Source organism: Roseateles sp. P5_E4, assembly GCF_054049255.1.
On record NZ_JBFUMS010000012.1, the window covers coordinates 46,088 to 63,773 of the forward strand.

Genomic DNA, 17,686 nt, shown 5'->3' on the forward strand with positions numbered 1-17,686 from the left:
GCCTCATGCAGTCCGGCCCCATCCTCAACATCTCCTGCTATCTCTTCGTCTCGCTGGCCGACACGGCAGCGCTGCGCGATCGGCTCCATGCCCGCGCCGAAGCCCTGGGCCTCAAGGGCACGGTGCTGATCGCCGAGGAGGGCATCAATCTCTTCTTGGCCGGCCCGGCCGAAGCCGTGAACGCCTGGGTGGCCGAGCTGCGCACCGACCCACGCTTCGCGACACTGACACCCAAGGAGAGCTGGAGCGAGGTGCAGCCCTTCCAGCGCCTGAAGGTCAAGGTCAAGCCCGAGATCATCCGCATGAACCACCCGACCATCCGCCCTGACCAGGCGCCGCGCGCACCGGCCCTGGCGCCGGCCGTGCTGGCCCGCTGGCTGGACCAGGGCCATGACGACGCCGGCCGCGAGATCGTCATGCTGGACACGCGCAATGGCTTCGAGGTCGACCAGGGTGCCTTCGACGGCGCCATCGACTGGCGGCTCGACAAGTTCAGCGACTTCCCCGAGGCCCTGGCCTCGCACAAGCAGGAACTGGTCGGCAAAACCGTGGTGAGCTATTGCACCGGCGGCATCCGCTGCGAGAAGGCGGCCATGGTGCTGGAGGAGCAAGGCCTGACGGCCTGGCAGCTCGATGGCGGCATCCTGAAGTATTTCGAGGACACCGGCGGCAAGCATTACCACGGCAACTGCTTCGTCTTTGATGATCGTCGCGGCGTCAACGCCGATCTGAGCCCAACGTGATGAAAGGGCGATTTGGCGACTTCGCGCTGAAGGCCATCGGCATCCTGCTGATGCTGGCGGCGCTCGGCTTTGCCGTCAGCAAGGCGCCGGACCGCTCGCTGGAAAGCCTGGTGCCACGCTGGGCGCCGCCGCCGTCGGACTTCGTCGACCTCGATGGCCTGCTCGTGCACTACCGCGACCAGGGGCCGAGCAGTGACCCGCTGCCCATCGTCCTCATCCATGGCACCGGCGCCAGCCTGCACACCTGGGAAGGCTGGGCGGCCGAGTTGAAGTCCACCCGGCGCGTCATCAGCTTCGACCTGCCCGGCTTCGGCCTGACCGGGCCGAACGCCGACAACGACTACAGCGATGCCCGCTACGTCGCCTTCGTGCGCCAGTTGCTGGCGCGCCTGGGCGTGGGTCGGGTCATTCTGGGTGGCAACTCCCTGGGCGGCGAAATCGCCTGGCAGGTGGCCCTGGCCGACCCCGCCAGCGTCGCCGGCCTCGTCCTGGTCGACGCCGCTGGCTTCGATTTCGAGCCGGAATCCATGCCGCTGGGCTTTCGCATCGCCCGCATCCCGGTGCTGCGCGAGCCCATGCGCTGGCTGCTGCCACGCCGCGCCATCGAGGAAAGCGTGCTCGACGTCTACGGCGACAAGAGCCGCGTGACCGCCGCCCTGGTGGACCGTTACTACGAGCTGACGTTGCGCGAAGGCAACCGTGTCGCCTTGATGCGGCGCATGGATCAGCTCGCTCCTGGCCCCTTCCAACGCCTGCCCGAGATCAAGGTCCCCACCCTCATCCTCTGGGGCGAGCGCGACCGGCTGATCCCGCTGCGCTGGGGCCGCGAGTTCGCAAAAGCCATCCCGAACAACAAGTTGGTGGTTTTCCCGAAGCTGGGCCATGTGCCTCAGGAGGAAGACCCGGCTGCTACCCTTGCGGCCTTGCGCGACTGGCTACCCAACGTCGCCCGCTGAACACCGTCCCACCCAAGAGGTTTGACATGAAGAAACGCTCCCTCATCGCGCTGGCCCTGCTGGCCGTCGCCTCGCTGGCCCAGGCCCAGGCACCCGAATGGAAGAAGCTGCGCATCGGCGTCGAAGGCGCTTACCCGCCCTTCTCCGAGATCGGCCCGGACGGCAAGCTGAAGGGCTTCGAGATCGAGCTCGTGCAGGCCTATTGCGCCGAAATGAAGGCCCAGTGCACCCTGGTGCAGCAGGACTTCGACGGCCTCATCCCCGCCCTGCAATCGCGCAAGGTGGACGCCATCTTCGCTAGCGTCTCCATCACCGAGGAACGCCAGAAGGTTGTCGCCTTCTCCAAGCCTTACTACAACACCCCGGCCCGCCTCATCGCCAAGGCGGGCGTGAAGCTCGACCCCACGGCCGCGGGACTGAAGGGCAAGAAGATCGGCGTGCAGCGCGGCACGACGCATGAGACCTACGCCGCCGCGACCTTCAAGCAGAGCGAGATCGTGCGCTACGGCAGCCAGGACCAGGTCTTCCTGGACCTCAAGTCCGGCCGCATCGACGCCACGCTGATGGATTCGCCCGCCGGCGACTTCGGATTCCTGAAGAAGCCAGAGGGCAAGGGCTTTGCCTTCTCGGGCCCCGCCATCATCGACGACAAGGTCTTCGGCGTCGGCACCGGTGTGGGCATGCGCAAGGCCGACGAGGCCACGCTGGGCAAGAAGTTCAACGCCGCCATCGATGCCGTGCAGGCCAACGGCACGTTCAAGAAGCTCGCCGACAAATACTTCGACTACGACATCGCGCCGCGCACCAAGCAGTGATGCGTCGCCGCTCCGCCCTGGCCCTGCCCGTTGCCCTGGCCCTCGCCGGTACGGCCGGGGCCCAGGCGCCGCAGCGCCTGCGCATCGGTTTCGCCGTGGGCTACGCCCCTTTCAGCGAGATCGGCACCGACGGCCAGCTCAAGGGCTTCGAGATCGACGTGGCCCAGGCCCTGTGCGCGCGTCTGGGCCAGCAGTGCGCGCCCGTCATCCTGGAGTTCGACGGCCTGATCCCGGCGCTGCAATCGCGCAAGATCGACGCCATCATGGCCTCGATGTCGATCACGCCGGAGCGCCAGCAGGTCGTTGCCTTCTCGTCGCCCTACTACTACTCGCCGGCCCGCCTGGTCATGCGCGGCGACCCACGCGCCGACGTCAGCCCAGCCGGCCTTAAGGGCAAGCGCATCGGCGTGGAGCGCGGCACCATCCATGAACGCTTCCTGGCCGAACAATTCAAAGGCATTCAGCTGATGCGCTACGCCACCCAGGATCAGGCTTTCCTGGATCTGAAGTCTGGCCGCCTGGACGCCACGCTGGTGGACGCCGTCATCGCGCAGTTCGGCTTCCTCAACCATGCCGACGGCCGCGGCTTCGGCTTTGTCGGGCCCGATTTCGCCAAGGACCAGCGCTACTACGGCAAGGGCATCGGCGTGGGCCTGCGCAAGGCCGATGCGGCGACGCTGGGCCAGCGCATCGACGAGGCACTGGCCGCAATGCGCGGCAACGGCACTTTGAAGACTCTCAACGACCGCTACTTCAGCTTCGACCTCATCACCCCTCCCCGCTGAGCGCGGCCTTCTTTCTCATGTTGCACGGATTCCTCCCCAGCCTGCTCGAAGGCTCCGCCGTCACGCTGGCGGTAGCGCTGTCTTCGCTGGCCATTGCCTCCCTGCTGGGCCTGATTGGCGCGCTGGCCAAGCTGTCGCGCTCACGCGTCGCGCGAGGCGTGGCAGCCACCTACACCACGCTGATCCGCGGCGTGCCCGACCTGGTGCTGATGCTGCTCGTCTTCTACGGTGGCCAGCTCGCCGTCAATACCATCGCGCCCAAGCTTGGCCATGACGACTTCATCGACATCGACCCCTTCATCGCCGGCGTGCTGACCATCGGCTTCATCTTTGGCGCCTACTTGACCGAGGCCTTCCGCGGCGCCTTCCTGGCCGTACCGCCGGGCCAGCGCGAGGCGGGCCTGGCCTATGGCATGAGCCCCCGCCTGGTGCTTTGGCGCATCACACTGCCGCAGATGCTGCGACATGCCCTGCCCGGCATCTCCAACAACTGGCTGGTGCTGATCAAGAGCACGGCCATCGTGTCCATCATCGGCCTGTCCGACCTGATGACGCGCGGCAAGCAGGCCGCCGGCACGACCCGCGAGCCCTTCACCTTCTTCCTGGCCGTGGCCCTCATCTATCTCGTGTTCACCAGCGTGTCGGAACTCGTCTTCGCCTGGGCACAGCGGCGCCTGGCCATCGGCACCAAGGCGGGCCGGTTATGAGCGCCGCACGGCCGCCCGAAGGGGCTCGCTCCCGCTTGGCGGGACAGCGCGAAGCGCGAAGGGTGCACAAATGAACTTCGATGCCGTCGGCGAGAACTTCCCGCTCTACCTAACCGGGCTCGTCACCTCGCTGCAGCTGCTGGCACTGTCTTTGGCAGGCGGCCTGGTGCTGGCCGTGCCGCTGGCCATCGTGCGGACCGTGTTCCTGGGCTGGCCATCGCGGCTTGTCTGGCTCTACACCTATGTCTTCCGCGGCACGCCGATGCTGGTGCAGCTCTTCCTCATCTACTACGGCGCGGCCCAGTTCGAGATCGTGCGCGACAGCTGGGCCTGGCCCTGGCTGTCGTCGGCCACCTTCTGCGCCTGGCTGACCTTCACGCTGAACACGGCCGCCTACACGACCGAGATCATTGCGGGCAGCATCCGCGCTTTGCCGGCCGGCGAGATCGAGGCCGCCAAGGCGCTGGGCATGGGCCGCGGGCTGATGCTGCGCCGCATCGTTCTGCCTGCCGCGCTTCGCCGTGCCCTGCCGGCCTATGGCAACGAGGCCATCTTCATGCTGCATGGCACCTCGCTGGCCAGCACGGTGACACTGCTGGACGTGACCGGCGCGGCCCAACAGGTCTATGCCAAGTACTACCTTCCCTTCGAGGCCTTCATCACGGCCGGCGCCTTCTATTTCGTGCTGACGCTGTGCCTGGTCGGCCTGTTCCGCTGGGCCGAGAACCGCTGGCTCAAGCCGATGATGTCCCGCTAGCCATGAATATCCAACGCCATCCCTTGCTCTCCCCTGCCCCGGGCACGCAGCGCGAGCTGGTCTCGCTGCATTACGGCCAGCCCGGCGGACAAAAGGCCTACATCCAGGCTTCGCTGCACGGCGACGAGCTGCCTGGCATGCTGGTCGCCCACCACCTGCGCCTGCAGCTTGACGCGCTGGAGGCTGCCGGCCAGATCAGCGGCGAGATCGTCCTCGTCCCCATGGCCAACCCCATCGGCCTGAGCCAGTTCATGCTGCATGCCCATCTGGGCCGCTTCGAGCTGACGACGGGTGAGAACTTCAACCGCCATTACCCGGACCAGATCGATGCCGTCGCCCAGGCGGTCGCAACCCAGCTGGGCAGCGACGCCGCGGCCAATGTCGCCCTGCTGCGCCGCGCGCTGAAGGCGGCGGTGCTGGCCAGCCCGGTCGATACCGAGCTGCAGTCGCAGCGCCGCAAGCTGCTGAGCCTGTCCTGCGACGCCGACATCGTGTTGGACCTGCATTGCGACGCCCAGGCGCTGATGCACCTCTACACCGAGACGCCCTGCTGGCCCGACTGCGACCCGCTGGCGCGCTTCCTGCGTTCGCGCCTGACGCTGCTGGCCCAGGACTCGGGTGACAACCCCTTCGACGAGGCCTGCTCCCAGGTCTGGTGGAAGTGGGACAAGCATTTCGGCGGCAAGTTCCCGATTCCGCAGGCCTGCCTGTCGGTCACCGTCGAGCTGCGCGGCGCGGCCGACGTGACGCATGAGCTGGCCGCCGCCGATGCGAAGAACATCGTCGACTTCCTGCGCTGGCGCGGCCTGATTGCCGGCGACAAGCCCGAAGTGCCGGAGGCCATCGGCGACGCCCGCCCGCTGGCCGGCAGCATGCCGATCAAGTCGCCGGTGGCCGGCGTGCTGACCTTCGTCAAGGAGGTGGGTGTGGAGGTGACGGCCGGCGAAGTGCTGGCCCATGTCATCGACCCCATCACGGCCGAGGTCACTGAATTGAAGAGCCCGGTCGACGGCCTGTTCTTCGCGCGCGACTTCCTGCGCTTTGCGAACGCCGGCATGCGCGTCGCCAAGGTCGCGGGCCGCGAGGCGCTGCGCACCGGCAAGCTGCTCGGTGCTTGACATGAAGCCCCTCGCCCAGCCCAGCCGCGCTGAACGCGGGCAGGTCCGGTCGGTCTTGCAGACCGCGCTGCGGCATGTGCCGCAGCCCTTCGGCAGGCACATGCCGCCCGCAGGGCGCCATGTGTCCGGCCTCAGCCCCCTGGGGGACGGCGATGCTCGCGGCATCGAGCCGCGAGCACATCGCCAGCGCGGGCCGGCTTGGGAGCGGCCCTGCGTTCGGCCCGCAAAGAGAAACTGAAATGACGATCCAACTCCAGGCCACCAACATCCACAAGCGCTTCGGTGATCGCGAGGTGCTCAAGGGCATTTCCTTCGCGGCGCGTCGCGGCGATGTCGTCACATTGATCGGGTCCTCGGGCTCGGGCAAGAGCACCTTCCTGCGCTGCCTGAACCTGCTGGAACAGCCCAACGAAGGCGAACTGAGCCTGTGCGGCGAAGCGCTGAAGCTGACCCGCGACCGCGACGGCACGCTGAAGGCCGCCTCGCCTCAGCAGCTGCAGCTGTGGCGCGCCAAGCTGGCCATGGTGTTCCAGAACTTCAACCTCTGGGCTCACATGACAGTGCTGGAGAACGTCATCGAGGCACCCATCCACGTGCTGGGCAAGCCCAAGGCCGAGGCCATCGAGCGCGCGCAGGCGCTGCTGGCGCGCGTCGGCGTCTCGCATCGCGCGAACGTCTACCCGGCCCAGCTGTCGGGCGGCGAGCAGCAGCGCGTGGCCATTGCCCGGGCGCTGGCGGTCGACCCCGAGGTCATGCTGTTCGACGAGCCCACGTCGGCGCTGGACCCGGAACTGGTCGGCGAGGTCCTCAAGGTCATGCGCGACCTGGCGGCGGAAGGCCGCACGATGATCGTCGTGACCCATGAAATGGGCTTTGCGCGCGAGGTCTCCAACCACTGCCTGTTCCTGCACCAGGGCAAGGTCGAAGAGGAAGGCAACCCCAAGGAAATGTTGCTGCGCCCGCAGTGCGAGCGATTGCAGCAGTTCCTCAGCGGCGGGTTGAAGTAGGCAGCGGCATGCACCGCGCGCTGGCCCGACTGCTGTGGCGCGCGCTGGCGGTGCTGAGCCTCGTGCTGGCCATGATCGGCGTCGTGCTGCCGGTGCTGCCGACGGTGCCCTTCCTGCTGCTGGCCGCCTGGGCGGCCGGCAAGGGCTGGCCGGCGCTGGAGACCTGGCTGCTCAACCACGCGCACTTCGGCCCCGGCATCCGCCGTTGGCGCGAGCGCGGCGCCGTGCCGCGTCGCGCCAAGTGGCTGGCGGTCGTGATGATGGCCTGCAGTGCCGTCATGCTGGTGCTGACACCGGCGCCGCTGGCCGTGAAGATCGCCGTGCCCGCCATGATGGCCGCCGTGGCGATCTGGCTGTGGCGCCGCCCGGAAACCTAGGCCGCCGGCCGCCAGTCGTGGGCCACCAGTGAATCGATGACGGCCTGCTGCGCCGTGCTCAGCGGCCGCTCCGACTGCACCAGCAGCTTGACCTCTCGGACGATCGGGCAGTCGGCCGTGCGCACATGCATGAGCCCGGCGGCGTCGGCGATGGACCGGGGCATGAAGGCGACGCCGAAGTTGGAGCGCACGAAGGCCTGAATCCAGTCCTCGCGGTGGGACTGCTGCACCACCTCCAGCCGCACGCCGCGATCAATCAGCAGGCGCTCGATATAGCTGGAGAACTCGCAGTAGATGCGCTCGCAGTAGCGCTCGCGATCCAGCTCGGCCATGTCAATGGTCTGCCGGCCACTGAAGCGATGGTCCTCGCCGATGGCGACGACGTAGTCCTCGAGGAACAGCATCTGCGCCTCGAAGCGGCGCGGCGTCTCATAAGGCGAGCACATGATGCCGATATCGACGTCGCCGCGGTCCAGCTCGTCGGTCAGCGCCTCCAGGTTGCCTTCGCGGAAATGCAGTTCGATGGCATGCCGATCCTGGCTTTCGACAAAGCCAGGCAGCACCTGATGGAAGTCGATGGTGCACATGACGCCGACGCGCACCACCTCGCGCTTGTCGCGCTTGAAACGGCGCGCCTGCTCGCGCGCGGCCTGGGCGGTGTCGAAGATCTGGCGGAAGTTGGGCAGCATGGCCTGGCCCAGCTCGCTGAGCTGCACGGAGTTCTTGGTGCGGTCAAACAGCCGCCCGCCGATGGTCTCTTCCAGGCGCTGGATGGCCTTGGTCAGCGCGGGCTGGGACACGAAGGAACGCTCCGACGCGCGCGTGAAGTTCAGCGTCTCGGCCACGGCCAGGAAGTAGCGGATCTGGTAGAGCTCCATGCGCGGCGGTCGCACGGGCCGGTGGTTTCCTTACACAAACCGCGATAACCGACACGCATCGGGTCATGAATTGATGAGATTTCACGGCTGACGCGGCGATCCAGACACTGCGGCCCTCGCATCCTCCAGCCGCCATGTCCACCACAGCACCTAACCCGCCAGTCCGCACGCTTGCCATCATCGGCGGCGGCTTTGCCGGCACCACGCTGGCCAAGTCCCTGCATGGCCGCCTGCCCGCTGGCTGGCAGCTGCTGCTGATCAGCGAGGAGAGCTACACCACCTTCAACCCCATGCTGCCCGAGGTGGTCGGCGCGGGTGTCTTTCCGGAGCATGTGGTGGCACCCATCCGCGAGATGCTGCCCGGCGTGCGCTTTGTGATGGGCGCCGTCAGCCGCATCGACAAGGCCGCGCAGCGCCTGACCTGCGACACCCTGCACGGCCCATTGACATTCGGCTACGACCACCTCGTGCTGGCCCTGGGCCAGCGCGCCCGGCTGGACCTGCTGCCCGGCATGGCCGAGCACGCGTTGCCGCTGAAGCTGGTGGGCGACGCCATGCACATCCGCAACCGCGTGCTGCAGGCGCTGGCTCGTATGGAGCTCTGCGATGACGCGACGCAGCGGCGGGCCCTCGCCCACTTCGTCGTCATCGGCGGCGGCTTCTCCGGCGTCGAGGTGGCCGGCGCGCTGGCCGACTTCGTCAAGAGCGCCAGCCGCCACTACCCACGCACCCGCGCCGCCGGCTTCGGCATCACGCTGCTGCACGACGGCGACCGCCTGCTGCCCGAACTGCCGCCGGCCCTGGGCGACGCCGCCGCACGCTCGCTGTCGCGCCGCGGTGTGCACGTGCGCTGCGGCACGCGGGCGGCGCGCATCTGCGCCGATGCCGTCGAACTGTCCGACGGCCAGAAGCTGCCCAGCGCGACCGTCGTCTGTACCGTCGGAACCCGCCCCAACCCGCTGGTGGAGGCGCTGGCGCTACCGCTGCAGCGCGGCCGCATCGCCACCGGCCCGGACGGCCGCGTGTCAGGCGAGCCCGGCCTGTGGGCGCTGGGCGACTGTGCCGCCCAACCCAACGCCCACGACGGCCAGAGCTGTCCACCGACGGCGCAGTTTGCCGTCGCCCAGGCCAAGGCCCTCGCCGACAACCTGCTGCGCTGCCTCAGCGGCCAGCCGACCCGGCCCTTCGCTCATGCCGCCCGCGGAATGATGGCCACGACCGGCCACCTCAAGGGCGTGGCGCTGCTGTTCGGCCTGCGGCTTTCCGGCCTGCCCGCCTGGCTGCTGTGGCGCGGCTACTACCTGCTGCGCATGCCCACGCTGGGCCGCAAGACGCGCATCTGGGTCGAGTGGACCTGGGGCCTGTTCTTCCCGCTCGACATCACGCACCTGCGCTTCACCCGCACGACCGAGGTTGACCGCGGCACCCCACCCCCTTCAGTTTCCAAGTAAGGAGAACCGTCATGTTCATCGGCAAGACCGCCCTCGTCACCGGCTCCACGTCGGGCATCGGCCTCGGCATCGCCCGCTCGCTGGCCGCCCAGGGCGCCAACGTCGTGCTCAACGGCTTCGGCGACCCGCACGACATCGAGAAACTGCGCCTGACCCTGATCGAGCAGCACGATGTGCAGGTGCGCTACGACCCGGCCGACATGAGCCAGCCCGACCAGATCGACCGCATGATGGGCAAGGCGATTGCCGAGTTCGGCGCCATCGACCTGCTCGTCAACAACGCCGGCATCCAGCATGTGGCGCCGGTCGAAGAGTTCCCGGTCGACAGGTGGTACGCCATCCTGGCGATCAACCTCAGTGCGGGCTTCCACACCACCCGCCTGGCCGTGCCGGCCATGAAGAAGAAGGGCTGGGGCCGCATCGTCAACGTGGCTTCGGCCCATGCGCTGGTGGCCAGCAAATACAAGTCGGCCTACGTGGCGGCCAAGCACGGCGTGGCTGGCTTCACCAAGACCGTGGCGCTGGAGCTGGCCGAGGCCGGCATCACGGTCAACGCGGTCTGCCCGGGCTATGTGCTGACACCGCTGGTCGAGCAGCAGATCCCCGACACCGCCCGCGCCCGCGGCATCAGCGAGCAGGCCGTCATCCGCGACGTGCTGCTGGCCGCCCAGCCCACCAAGCAATTCGTCACCGTCGAACAGGTCGCGGCGCTGACGTCCTTCCTCTGTTCCGACGACGCCGCCTCCATCACCGGCGCCGTGCTGCCCATCGAGGGTGGCTGGACGGCGCAGTGATTTTTCTCCTCCCCTTCCCCCCAACGCTCCAGGAGCACCCCATGAAGACCATTCGCACCCACACCTCCCGCTTCAGCCACCTCGTGGCCGCCGTTGCCGCCCTCGTCGCCAGCCTGGCAGGCGGCAGCGCGCACGCAGGCGATTGCCCCGCCGACAAGGTCATGGCCAACGCGCTGGCTGACGCCGCCACGGCCCCCATCGGCGTGACCGACACCGAGCTGGCGTCCATCGACCTGGCCAAGGAGAGCGTGCACCTGGCCCAGCGCCGCCTGCGCATGCGCCACATGACCGTTGCGCCCGGTGGCGTCGTGCCCTTCCACAGCCACGAGGACCGGCCCGCGCTGATCATGGTCAACAGCGGCGAGATCTACGAGAACTCCAGCAAATGCGCCGTGCCCATCCTGCACAAGGCCGGCGACATCTCGCGCGAGTTCCTCGGCACCAAGCACTGGTGGAAGAACAGCACCAACGCACCGGTCGAGCTGACCATCGCCGACATCGTCAACGACGGCAAGCCCGCCACGATGAAGGAACACATGTAAGCCCGCGCCCCAGCCCGCCGACCCACGCCCACCTACCCAGCCGAGACCCACCATGGCCACCAAGAATGCTTCTCCCACATCGCGTCCGCAGGTCGTCCTGGTGCTCCAGGGCGGCGGTGCGCTGGGCGCCTACCAGGTCGGCGTCTACCAGGCGCTGCACGAAGCCGGCATCGAGCCGGACTGGGTCATCGGCACGTCCATCGGCGCCATCAACGCCGCGCTGATCGCCGGCAACCCACCGGAGCGGCGCATGGAGAGGCTCAACGACTTCTGGCGCCACGTCGAGCAGCAGAACCGCCTGGCCGGGCCGCTGGACTGGCTGGGTATGGGCAACCTGATGGCCAACATGACGACGGTGATGCGTGGCATCCCGGCCTTCTTCGAGCCCAACCTGGCGGCCCTGCGCGGCAGCCAGGCGCAGCTGGGCGTGGACAAGGCGTCCTACTACAGCACCGAGCCGCTGCGCGAGACACTGCGCGGCCTGGTCGACTTCGAGCAACTGCAACGCGGTGGCATGCGCCTCACTGTCGGCGCGGTGAATGTGCGCAGCGGCCAGATGCGCTACTTCGACTCGCGCGAAGAACCCGTCGGCCTGGAGCACGTCATGGCCTCAGGCGCATTGCCGCCGGCCTTCCCGGCCGTCGTCATCGACGGCGAGGCCTACTGGGATGGCGGCCTCTACTCCAACACGCCCATCGAGGCCGTGCTGGACGACAACCCGCGCCGCGACGCGCTGATCTTTGCCGTCAACGTCTGGCACCAGACGGCGCCGCAGCCTGAGTCGATCTGGCAGGTGATGGGCCGTCAGAAGGACATCCAGTACGCCAGCCGGGCCGACAGCCACATCACCCGCCAGAAGCAGATCCACCGGCTGCGCCACATCATTCGCGAGCTCGGCGGCCTGCTGTCGCCCGCGCAGCAGCGCGGCGCCAAGGAGCTCACCGCCTGGGGCTGCGGCACCACCATGCACGTGGCTCATCTGCTGGCGCCGCGCATCGAGGGCGAAGACCACACCAAGGACATCGACTTCACGCCCGCCGGCGTCAAGGCGCGCCGCTCCGCAGGCCTGGTTGACGCACGCCGCATGATCGAGCGCGCGCCCTGGCAGGCGCCGGTGGACCCGATCGAGGGCGTCATCGAGCACGTGTTGGAAGAGGCGGCATGAACCTTTTGGCGTTCACCGGCGCCGCGGCCTGCGCGCTGCTGATGGGCGCGGCCATCCAGCGCGGCGCCACCTGTACGGTCGCCGCCGTGGGCGAACTCGTTGACCAGCGCAAGGCCAGCCGCCTGCGCAGCCTGCTGGAAGCCTCGCTGTGGGTGGCCGGCGGACTGCTGTTGTTGCGCTTGCTGCCTCTTCCCCAACCAATCCTGCCCGCGCCCTTTGCACTGACCGTTTGGACGTTGCTGGGCGCCGCCCTGCTGGGCCTGGGCGCCTTCGTCAACCAGGCCTGCGTCTTCGGCGCCATCGCGCGGCTGGGCAATGGCGAGTGGGCCTATCTGGCAACGCCGCTGGGCTTCTATGTCGGCTGCGCCAGCGTGGATGGCCTGTTCGCCGCGGTCCGGCCGCAACCGCTGCCGGCCGGATCACCGCTGTGGGTGGCACCCGCCGCGCTGGGGCTGGTGTTAGCCGCCTTTGCGTTGTGGCGCGCCTTCGTGCGCAGGCGCCAGCCGTGGTGGACGCCGCACACGGCCACCGTCTCCATCGGCCTGAGCTTTCTGGCACTGCTGCTGCTCGAAGGCGCCTGGGCCTACACCGACGCGCTGGCCGAGCTGGCCCACGGCATGACCATGCGCAGCGCCGCGCGACTCACCCTCTTCGCCTGCCTGCTGGCCGGCGCCATCTTCGGCGGCTGGCACGCCGGGCTGTTGAAGGCCCGCCCGCCGAGCGCGGCCGGCCTGGTGCGTTGCCTGATCGGCGGCCTGCTGATGGGCTGGGGCAGCCTGCTGATCCCCGGTGGCAATGACGGCCTGATCCTGCTCGGCCTGCCTCTGCTGTGGCCCTACGCCTGGATGGCCTTCGCGACGATGTGCGCCGTCATCGCGCTGGCCCAATGGGCTAGCCGGTCCAGACGAGGCTGAGCTGCAGGCGGCGCAGCGCCGTGTGCGGCTGGCGGGCCGACTGCAGCGGTACGCCCTGCAGCGTGACGGGGCGCTCATCGCCGGCGTCCAGCGTCAGGCGTTCGGCCGTCAAGGCCCAGCGCCATCCCGGCACGAGGGCGTCGCCCACGCTGGCCCGCCAGGCACGGGCACTGCCCAGAGGCAGCTCGGCTGGGTCGCGCCCCGGCAGTTGCACGCGGTTGTGGCCATGGGGGCCACCACCGGCTTCGATGCCCATCCGCCAGCCCGATTCGCTGTTGGCCTGCAGGCCCAGCAGCAGCAGACCCTGGCGATAGCGCTCGGGATAGCCGCTGACGCTGCCGGCGTCGCGCAGGCGCCGGCGCCACTGCCAGAATTCGGCGGCGGCCAGGGCTTGCCCCTGCCAGCCGGCGATCAGCGGCTGTGGCGCCAGGCCCCCCTCGATGCGAATGAAGTCATGGGCGACATCGCTGCGCGTCTGCACCTCATTGCCCTGGTTGCTGAAGCCTCGGTAGTCGCGCGCTCCGCGCAACACGCCAACCCGCAAGGCCGCCGTGGCCGAGGCCGGCGGCGCCCAGCGCCAGGTGGCGGCCAGGCCGCTCAGCCGACCGTCTTCGGTCAGCAGGCGGCGGCCGTCGCTGGCGGTTTCACGCCATTGCTGCCATTCCTGCTGGCCCGCCAGCTCGGCCTGCCACGGCGAATCGGCCCGCGCGGCCGGCGCCAGCAGCCCTGCGAGCAGGGCCAGTGTGACGGCGCCCCTCACTCCAGCTCGGTCCAGGTCTTCAGCATCTGCGTCTCGTAGTTGCCGTCGCCCTCGGCATCCAGTTCCAGCCGAGCCTGGCTGCCATTCACGGCGGAGATGCGCAATGTCGAGCTCGCATGGCCCTTGACCATCAGCTGGCCGCTGCTCGGGTAGGCGCTGTCGCCGATGATGATGAGGGGCTGGGGCGTCGTGATCAGCACCTGCTTGTTGTCCAAACTGCTGCTGGCCAGGCTGCTGTTGTAGCTGATGCTCGTGCGCAGGCTGCCGCTGATGGGCTCGATGCGCAGCGCCAGCTTGGTGTCCGTCAGCGTCATCGTGAAATTCTGGCCGCCAGCGCGACCGCTCAGCACGAGGCGGCTGGTGGCCAGCGTCACCTCACCCACGCCGGCAGGGGTCTGGCTGACCGTCAATGTGATCGTGCCGTCGCCCTGGGCCATGTCGCTGCCTGTCGTGACGCCGAAGGCTGTCAGCGTCATCGCCAGCGTCGCGCTGTAGTTGCTGCTGTCGTAGACGCCGGCGAGGGCCTGCACGCTCAGCGCGATGCGGCCCTGCATGACGTCGCCGCCCTCCTTGCAGGATTGCGCGTCGATGGTGAGGCTGTCGCCGAGGTCGAAGTTGCCGTTGTTGTTGCCGTCGTTGACGCTCACCAACAGGCTGCCACCCTGGCTGCAGGACACGGTCTCGCGCACCTCGGCGCCTGCCAGCAGAGCCTGGCGCCCGCTGGCCACCCGCATGGCGCGACGCGCCGTGTCGACGGCATGGCGCAGCAGGCGCGGGTCGCCACCCGTCTCAGCGCCGGTGAACACGCCGCCGGTGTCATTGAGGAAAAAGGCGCTGGACACGGCGGACTGGCCCACCACCTGGTAGTTGCTCGCGCTGATGCCGAGCATGGTGGACTCGGTCGGCGTGGGGCCGCTTTGCGCGCCGCCAGAGCCACCACCGCCGCAGGCGGCGAGGCCGAACAGGCAGGCGAGGACGGTGGCCGACAGGCCGATGTGATGTTTGGACATTTTTGAACTCCCTGGTAACGCCCGGATCGCACGCAGGGCGACCGTGACAACCGAGGTTTTACCTCAGGCCGGCAGCAGGCCTCTGTCCTTCAGCATCGGCTCGACAACAGGATCACGGCCGCGGAAGGCGCGGAAGGCCTCACCCGGTTCGCGGCTGTTGCCGGTCGAATAGATGCACTCGCGCAGCCGCGCGGCCACCGCCGTGTCGAACACATTGCCGGCCTCGACGAAGGCGTCGAAGGCGTCGCAGTCCAGCACCTCCGCCCACAGGTAGACGTAGTAGCCCGCCGCATAGCCGGCGCTGCTGAACAGGTGCTGGAAGTGGGTCAATCGGTGGTTGACACCGACCTCGCTGGGCAGCTGCCACTTTTCAAGCGTTTCGCGCTCGAATGCAACCACGTCATCAGGTGCGGCGGGCAGCGCGTGAACCGCCATGTCGACGAGGGCGCTGGCCGTGTAGCGCAAAGTCTCGTAGCCCTGGCCGAACTGGCGCGCGGCTTGCAATTTGGCGAGCAGCGCATCGGGCAGCGGCTCGTCGGTCTGCCAGTGGCGGGCGAAGGTCTTCAGCACCTGGGGCTCGGCCATCCAGTGCTCGTAGAGCTGGGAGGGCAGCTCGACAAAGTCGCGCAGCACCTGAGTGCCCGCCAGGCGCTCATGCTCGACGCTGGACAGCAGGCCGTGCAGGCCATGGCCAAATTCGTGGAAGAGCGTGCGGACATCGTCGAAGCTCAGCAACGTGGGCTCGCCCGCGGCGCCGCGGGCGAAGTTGTTGTTGTTCAGGATGACCGGCGTCGCACCCAGCGCGCGGCTCTGGTTGCGCATCGCGTTCATCCAGGCGCCGCTGCGCTTGGTCGGGCGAGCGAAGTTGTCCTGCAGGAAAAGGCCGCGCAGACTGCCGTCGGCGTTGAAGACCTCATAGGCGCGCACGTCGGCGTGGTAGCCGGCGAGGTCGGGCCGCGCCTTGAACTGCAGACCGAAGAGCCGGCTGGCGCAGTCGAACATCGCCGCCACCATGCGCTCCAGCGAGAAGTAGGGCTTGACCTCGGCCTCGTCCAGCTCGAAGCGGGCGCGCCTGGCCTGCTCGGCGTAGAAGCGCCAGTCCCAGGGCTCAAGTTCATGTGTGGCACCGGCCGCGGCCATGGCACCGAGTACCGCCTCGCGCTCGCGGGCCTGAGCGGCCAGCGCCGGGTGCCAGACGCGCTCCAGCAGGCCCATGACGGCGCCCTGGCTGCGCGCCATGGTGTCTTCCAGCGCATAGTCGGCGTAGCAGGCATGGCCGTGCAGCTTCGCCTGCTCGGCGCGCAGCTCGAGGATCTCACGGCAGATTTCTCGGTTGTCCGTGTCACCGGTGTCGTCGCCGCGGCCGACCCAGGCACGCCAGGCCTGCTCACGCAGGTCGCGCCGCGCACTGAAGGACAGGAAGGGCACGATCAACGAGCGCGACAGCGTGATGACGTGGACACCCTCTTGAAGGCCACGGTCGACGGCAGCCTGGCGGGCGGCGGCACGCACGAAGCCGGGCAGGCCGGCGAGCTCCTCCTCGGTCGTCAGCCGCAGTTGGTAGCCGCTCTCTGCGGCCAGCACGTTCTGCGCAAAGCGCGTGTTCAGTTCGGCCAGGCGGGCCATCACTGCGGCGTAGCGGGTGCGCGCCTCGGGCGCCAGCCGGGCGCCGGCGCGCAGGAAGTCCAGATGCACCCGCTCCAGCAGCCGACGCTGCTCGGGCGACAGCCCCAGGCGCTCTCGTTGCTCGAACAAGGCATCGATGCGGGCGAACAAGCCCTGGTGCATGTAGATGGCGCTGCCATGTTCGGCCAGCGGCGCGGCCAGGGCGCGCTGCACGGCCTGCAGTTCGGGCGAGGTGGCCGAGGCAGCCAGGGTGTAGAAGAGGTGCTCAAGCCGGGTGAGCTGGCGGCCGCCGGCGTCGAAGGCGGCCACGGTGTTGGCAAAGTCCGGCGCCGCGGCCTGTGCAGCGATGGAGTCGATCTCGGCGCTGTGGGCGGCCAGCGCGGCGTCGAAGGCAGGTTGGAAATGCGCCGGGGTGATGTCGGCGAAGGGCGGCAGGCCGTGTGGGCCGGCCCAGTCGTGCAGCAGCGGGTTGCTCATGCCAAGTCCTCGGGAAACAAAAAGGGCCGCTTCCTGCCGGAGGCGGCCCGCTTGCAAGGGTCAGTGAACGGCGCGGATCACTTGCCCGCGGCCGCCTTTTCCTTGCGGATGGCCTTCTCGTCGTTCTCGTCGTAGGCCTTGTTCTGGCACTCGGCCTTCCACTTGTCGTTGGCGTCGAAGTGCTTCTCGGTGCGCTCCTCGATGGCCTTGAATTGGGCATCCAGTGCGTCAACCTTGTCAGAGAAGCCCTTGCGCTTGATGCCTTGCTCGGCGTCCGCGGCCTTGACGGCCTCGACCGCCGTGCCGAAAGCCGTGGTGCGCGCCGTATAGGCGTCGTTGCGAGCCTTCAGTTCGGCCTTCTCGAGCTTGGGGGCCTCGGCCGTCAGCGCCTCGTGCGCCTTCAGGATGGCCTCCTTCTCGGCCTTCACGTCGGCGATCTGCTTGCCCAGCACGGCCTCGGCGGCTTCAAGGGTGGCCTTCTCCGACTTGAGCTTGTCGGCATTGGCCTTGTAGGAAGCCTGCTCGGCCTTGATGGCCTCGGCTTCCTTGCTGTTGTTGTCCTGCTGGGTGATGCAGGCGCGCAATTCGTCGCGCGACATCAGCTTGGCCTTGGGCTTCTCGACAACCGGGTTGCTGACCTTGTTGTTCTTCGGGTCGACCTTGGCCTTGGAATTGGTGGTGACTTGTGCCTGGGCGGAGACAGCGAGACCCAAGGCCAACGTAAGAAGAATGCGTTTCATGAAGAGGGCGCAACCGGGTTGCGAAGGTTCAAAGCGGGAGGCGGAATGATGCCACGAGGCTTCG

The 17,686-nt window shown here is 68.3% G+C and carries 19 protein-coding genes; 14 read left to right on the plus strand and 5 right to left on the minus strand.

The annotated features are described in order from the left end of the window. The first annotated feature begins 5 nt into the window (after nucleotides 1–5). The 9 genes from ACXJLH_RS21865 to ACXJLH_RS21905 all read left to right on the plus strand — a co-directional run bounded on the left by ACXJLH_RS21865 (nucleotide 6) and on the right by ACXJLH_RS21905 (nucleotide 7,265). Nucleotides 6–743: a sulfurtransferase gene (locus tag ACXJLH_RS21865; RefSeq protein WP_457446230.1), complete on the plus strand. Its 738-nt coding sequence runs from the start codon at nucleotides 6–8 to the stop codon at nucleotides 741–743. After that, nucleotides 743–1,699: an alpha/beta fold hydrolase gene (locus ACXJLH_RS21870; RefSeq protein WP_457446232.1), complete on the plus strand. Its 957-nt coding sequence runs from the start codon at nucleotides 743–745 to the stop codon at nucleotides 1,697–1,699. Before ACXJLH_RS21865 ends, ACXJLH_RS21870 begins: the two co-directional genes overlap by 1 nt. Before the next feature lie 26 nt (nucleotides 1,700–1,725). Beyond that, the gene (locus ACXJLH_RS21875) at nucleotides 1,726–2,514 is read left to right on the plus strand and encodes an ABC transporter substrate-binding protein (RefSeq protein WP_457446234.1); all 789 of its coding nucleotides are present in this window, start codon (nucleotides 1,726–1,728) and stop codon (nucleotides 2,512–2,514) included. Continuing rightward, complete coding sequence (locus ACXJLH_RS21880; RefSeq protein ID WP_457446236.1) at nucleotides 2,514–3,299, plus strand: transporter substrate-binding domain-containing protein; 786 nt, start codon at nucleotides 2,514–2,516, stop codon at nucleotides 3,297–3,299. Before ACXJLH_RS21875 ends, ACXJLH_RS21880 begins: the two co-directional genes overlap by 1 nt. Nucleotides 3,300–3,316: 17 nt before the next feature. Then, on the plus strand, nucleotides 3,317–4,006 hold the full coding sequence (locus ACXJLH_RS21885) for an ABC transporter permease (RefSeq protein ID WP_457352829.1): 690 nt from the start codon (nucleotides 3,317–3,319) through the stop codon (nucleotides 4,004–4,006). 70 nt (nucleotides 4,007–4,076) lie between these two features. Then, complete coding sequence (locus ACXJLH_RS21890) at nucleotides 4,077–4,763, plus strand: ABC transporter permease (RefSeq protein ID WP_457352831.1); 687 nt, start codon at nucleotides 4,077–4,079, stop codon at nucleotides 4,761–4,763. Nucleotides 4,764–4,765: 2 nt separating this feature from the next. Beyond that, a complete protein-coding gene (locus tag ACXJLH_RS21895; RefSeq protein ID WP_457324338.1) occupies nucleotides 4,766–5,881 on the plus strand; it encodes a succinylglutamate desuccinylase/aspartoacylase family protein in 1,116 nt (371 codons plus the stop codon). Between the two features lie 239 nt (nucleotides 5,882–6,120). Continuing rightward, on the plus strand, nucleotides 6,121–6,888 hold the full coding sequence (locus ACXJLH_RS21900; RefSeq protein WP_457324865.1) for an ABC transporter ATP-binding protein: 768 nt from the start codon (nucleotides 6,121–6,123) through the stop codon (nucleotides 6,886–6,888). Between the two features lie 8 nt (nucleotides 6,889–6,896). After that, the gene (locus tag ACXJLH_RS21905; RefSeq protein ID WP_457446238.1) at nucleotides 6,897–7,265 is read left to right on the plus strand and encodes a YbaN family protein; all 369 of its coding nucleotides are present in this window, start codon (nucleotides 6,897–6,899) and stop codon (nucleotides 7,263–7,265) included. On the opposite strand, the gene ACXJLH_RS21910 is transcribed toward ACXJLH_RS21905, so the two are convergent. After that, complete coding sequence (locus ACXJLH_RS21910) at nucleotides 7,262–8,158, minus strand: LysR family transcriptional regulator (protein ID WP_457446240.1); 897 nt, start codon at nucleotides 8,156–8,158, stop codon at nucleotides 7,262–7,264. The two genes, ACXJLH_RS21905 and ACXJLH_RS21910, sit on opposite strands and share 4 nt — an antisense overlap. Before the next feature lie 119 nt (nucleotides 8,159–8,277). Between ACXJLH_RS21910 and ACXJLH_RS21915 the strand changes: the two genes are divergently transcribed. The 5 genes from ACXJLH_RS21915 to ACXJLH_RS21935 are packed head-to-tail and all read left to right on the plus strand — an operon-like array spanning nucleotide 8,278 to nucleotide 13,009. Then, nucleotides 8,278–9,594, plus strand: a complete 1,317-nt coding sequence (locus tag ACXJLH_RS21915; protein WP_457446242.1) for an NAD(P)/FAD-dependent oxidoreductase — start codon at nucleotides 8,278–8,280, stop codon at nucleotides 9,592–9,594. A gap of 11 nt (nucleotides 9,595–9,605) precedes the next feature. Further along, the gene (locus tag ACXJLH_RS21920) at nucleotides 9,606–10,388 is read left to right on the plus strand and encodes a 3-hydroxybutyrate dehydrogenase (protein WP_457446244.1); all 783 of its coding nucleotides are present in this window, start codon (nucleotides 9,606–9,608) and stop codon (nucleotides 10,386–10,388) included. A gap of 41 nt (nucleotides 10,389–10,429) precedes the next feature. Then, nucleotides 10,430–10,930, plus strand: a complete 501-nt coding sequence (locus tag ACXJLH_RS21925; RefSeq protein ID WP_457446246.1) for a cupin domain-containing protein — start codon at nucleotides 10,430–10,432, stop codon at nucleotides 10,928–10,930. 52 nt (nucleotides 10,931–10,982) lie between these two features. Next, nucleotides 10,983–12,095 (plus strand): patatin-like phospholipase family protein, encoded by a 1,113-nt coding sequence (locus ACXJLH_RS21930; RefSeq protein WP_457390127.1) that lies wholly within the window; start codon nucleotides 10,983–10,985, stop codon nucleotides 12,093–12,095. Then, nucleotides 12,092–13,009: a YeeE/YedE thiosulfate transporter family protein gene (locus ACXJLH_RS21935; protein WP_457446248.1), complete on the plus strand. Its 918-nt coding sequence runs from the start codon at nucleotides 12,092–12,094 to the stop codon at nucleotides 13,007–13,009. The genes ACXJLH_RS21930 and ACXJLH_RS21935 overlap by 4 nt, the downstream gene beginning before the upstream one ends. Here ACXJLH_RS21935 and ACXJLH_RS21940 read toward each other — a convergent pair. The 4 genes from ACXJLH_RS21940 to ACXJLH_RS21955 all read right to left on the minus strand — a co-directional run bounded on the left by ACXJLH_RS21940 (nucleotide 12,987) and on the right by ACXJLH_RS21955 (nucleotide 17,622). Then, complete coding sequence (locus ACXJLH_RS21940; RefSeq protein WP_457446249.1) at nucleotides 12,987–13,769, minus strand: hypothetical protein; 783 nt, start codon at nucleotides 13,767–13,769, stop codon at nucleotides 12,987–12,989. The genes ACXJLH_RS21935 and ACXJLH_RS21940 overlap by 23 nt on opposite strands. After that, the gene (locus ACXJLH_RS21945; protein ID WP_457446251.1) at nucleotides 13,766–14,779 is read right to left on the minus strand and encodes a hypothetical protein; all 1,014 of its coding nucleotides are present in this window, start codon (nucleotides 14,777–14,779) and stop codon (nucleotides 13,766–13,768) included. The genes ACXJLH_RS21940 and ACXJLH_RS21945 overlap by 4 nt, the downstream gene beginning before the upstream one ends. A 63-nt stretch (nucleotides 14,780–14,842) precedes the next feature. Then, complete coding sequence (locus ACXJLH_RS21950) at nucleotides 14,843–16,882, minus strand: M3 family metallopeptidase (RefSeq protein ID WP_457446253.1); 2,040 nt, start codon at nucleotides 16,880–16,882, stop codon at nucleotides 14,843–14,845. Between the two features lie 77 nt (nucleotides 16,883–16,959). After that, complete coding sequence (locus tag ACXJLH_RS21955) at nucleotides 16,960–17,622, minus strand: hypothetical protein (RefSeq protein WP_457446255.1); 663 nt, start codon at nucleotides 17,620–17,622, stop codon at nucleotides 16,960–16,962. Nucleotides 17,623–17,686: the final 64 nt, after the last annotated feature.

Excerpts from the sequence above, each read along its gene's own strand:
- ACXJLH_RS21865 (WP_457446230.1), top strand. The coding sequence starts at position 6 with ATGCAGTCCGGCCCCATCCTCAACATCTCCTGCTATCTCTTCGTCTCG.
- ACXJLH_RS21870 (WP_457446232.1), top strand. The coding sequence starts at position 743 with ATGAAAGGGCGATTTGGCGACTTCGCGCTGAAGGCCATCGGCATCCTG.
- ACXJLH_RS21875 (WP_457446234.1), top strand. The coding sequence starts at position 1,726 with ATGAAGAAACGCTCCCTCATCGCGCTGGCCCTGCTGGCCGTCGCCTCG.
- ACXJLH_RS21880 (WP_457446236.1), top strand. The coding sequence starts at position 2,514 with ATGCGTCGCCGCTCCGCCCTGGCCCTGCCCGTTGCCCTGGCCCTCGCC.
- ACXJLH_RS21885 (WP_457352829.1), top strand. The coding sequence starts at position 3,317 with ATGTTGCACGGATTCCTCCCCAGCCTGCTCGAAGGCTCCGCCGTCACG.
- ACXJLH_RS21890 (WP_457352831.1), top strand. The coding sequence starts at position 4,077 with ATGAACTTCGATGCCGTCGGCGAGAACTTCCCGCTCTACCTAACCGGG.
- ACXJLH_RS21895 (WP_457324338.1), top strand. The coding sequence starts at position 4,766 with ATGAATATCCAACGCCATCCCTTGCTCTCCCCTGCCCCGGGCACGCAG.
- ACXJLH_RS21900 (WP_457324865.1), top strand. The coding sequence starts at position 6,121 with ATGACGATCCAACTCCAGGCCACCAACATCCACAAGCGCTTCGGTGAT.
- ACXJLH_RS21905 (WP_457446238.1), top strand. The coding sequence starts at position 6,897 with ATGCACCGCGCGCTGGCCCGACTGCTGTGGCGCGCGCTGGCGGTGCTG.
- ACXJLH_RS21915 (WP_457446242.1), top strand. The coding sequence starts at position 8,278 with ATGTCCACCACAGCACCTAACCCGCCAGTCCGCACGCTTGCCATCATC.
- ACXJLH_RS21920 (WP_457446244.1), top strand. The coding sequence starts at position 9,606 with ATGTTCATCGGCAAGACCGCCCTCGTCACCGGCTCCACGTCGGGCATC.
- ACXJLH_RS21925 (WP_457446246.1), top strand. The coding sequence starts at position 10,430 with ATGAAGACCATTCGCACCCACACCTCCCGCTTCAGCCACCTCGTGGCC.
- ACXJLH_RS21930 (WP_457390127.1), top strand. The coding sequence starts at position 10,983 with ATGGCCACCAAGAATGCTTCTCCCACATCGCGTCCGCAGGTCGTCCTG.
- ACXJLH_RS21935 (WP_457446248.1), top strand. The coding sequence starts at position 12,092 with ATGAACCTTTTGGCGTTCACCGGCGCCGCGGCCTGCGCGCTGCTGATG.
- ACXJLH_RS21945 (WP_457446251.1), bottom strand. The coding sequence starts at position 14,779 with ATGTCCAAACATCACATCGGCCTGTCGGCCACCGTCCTCGCCTGCCTG.
- ACXJLH_RS21950 (WP_457446253.1), bottom strand. The coding sequence starts at position 16,882 with ATGAGCAACCCGCTGCTGCACGACTGGGCCGGCCCACACGGCCTGCCG.
- ACXJLH_RS21955 (WP_457446255.1), bottom strand. The coding sequence starts at position 17,622 with ATGAAACGCATTCTTCTTACGTTGGCCTTGGGTCTCGCTGTCTCCGCC.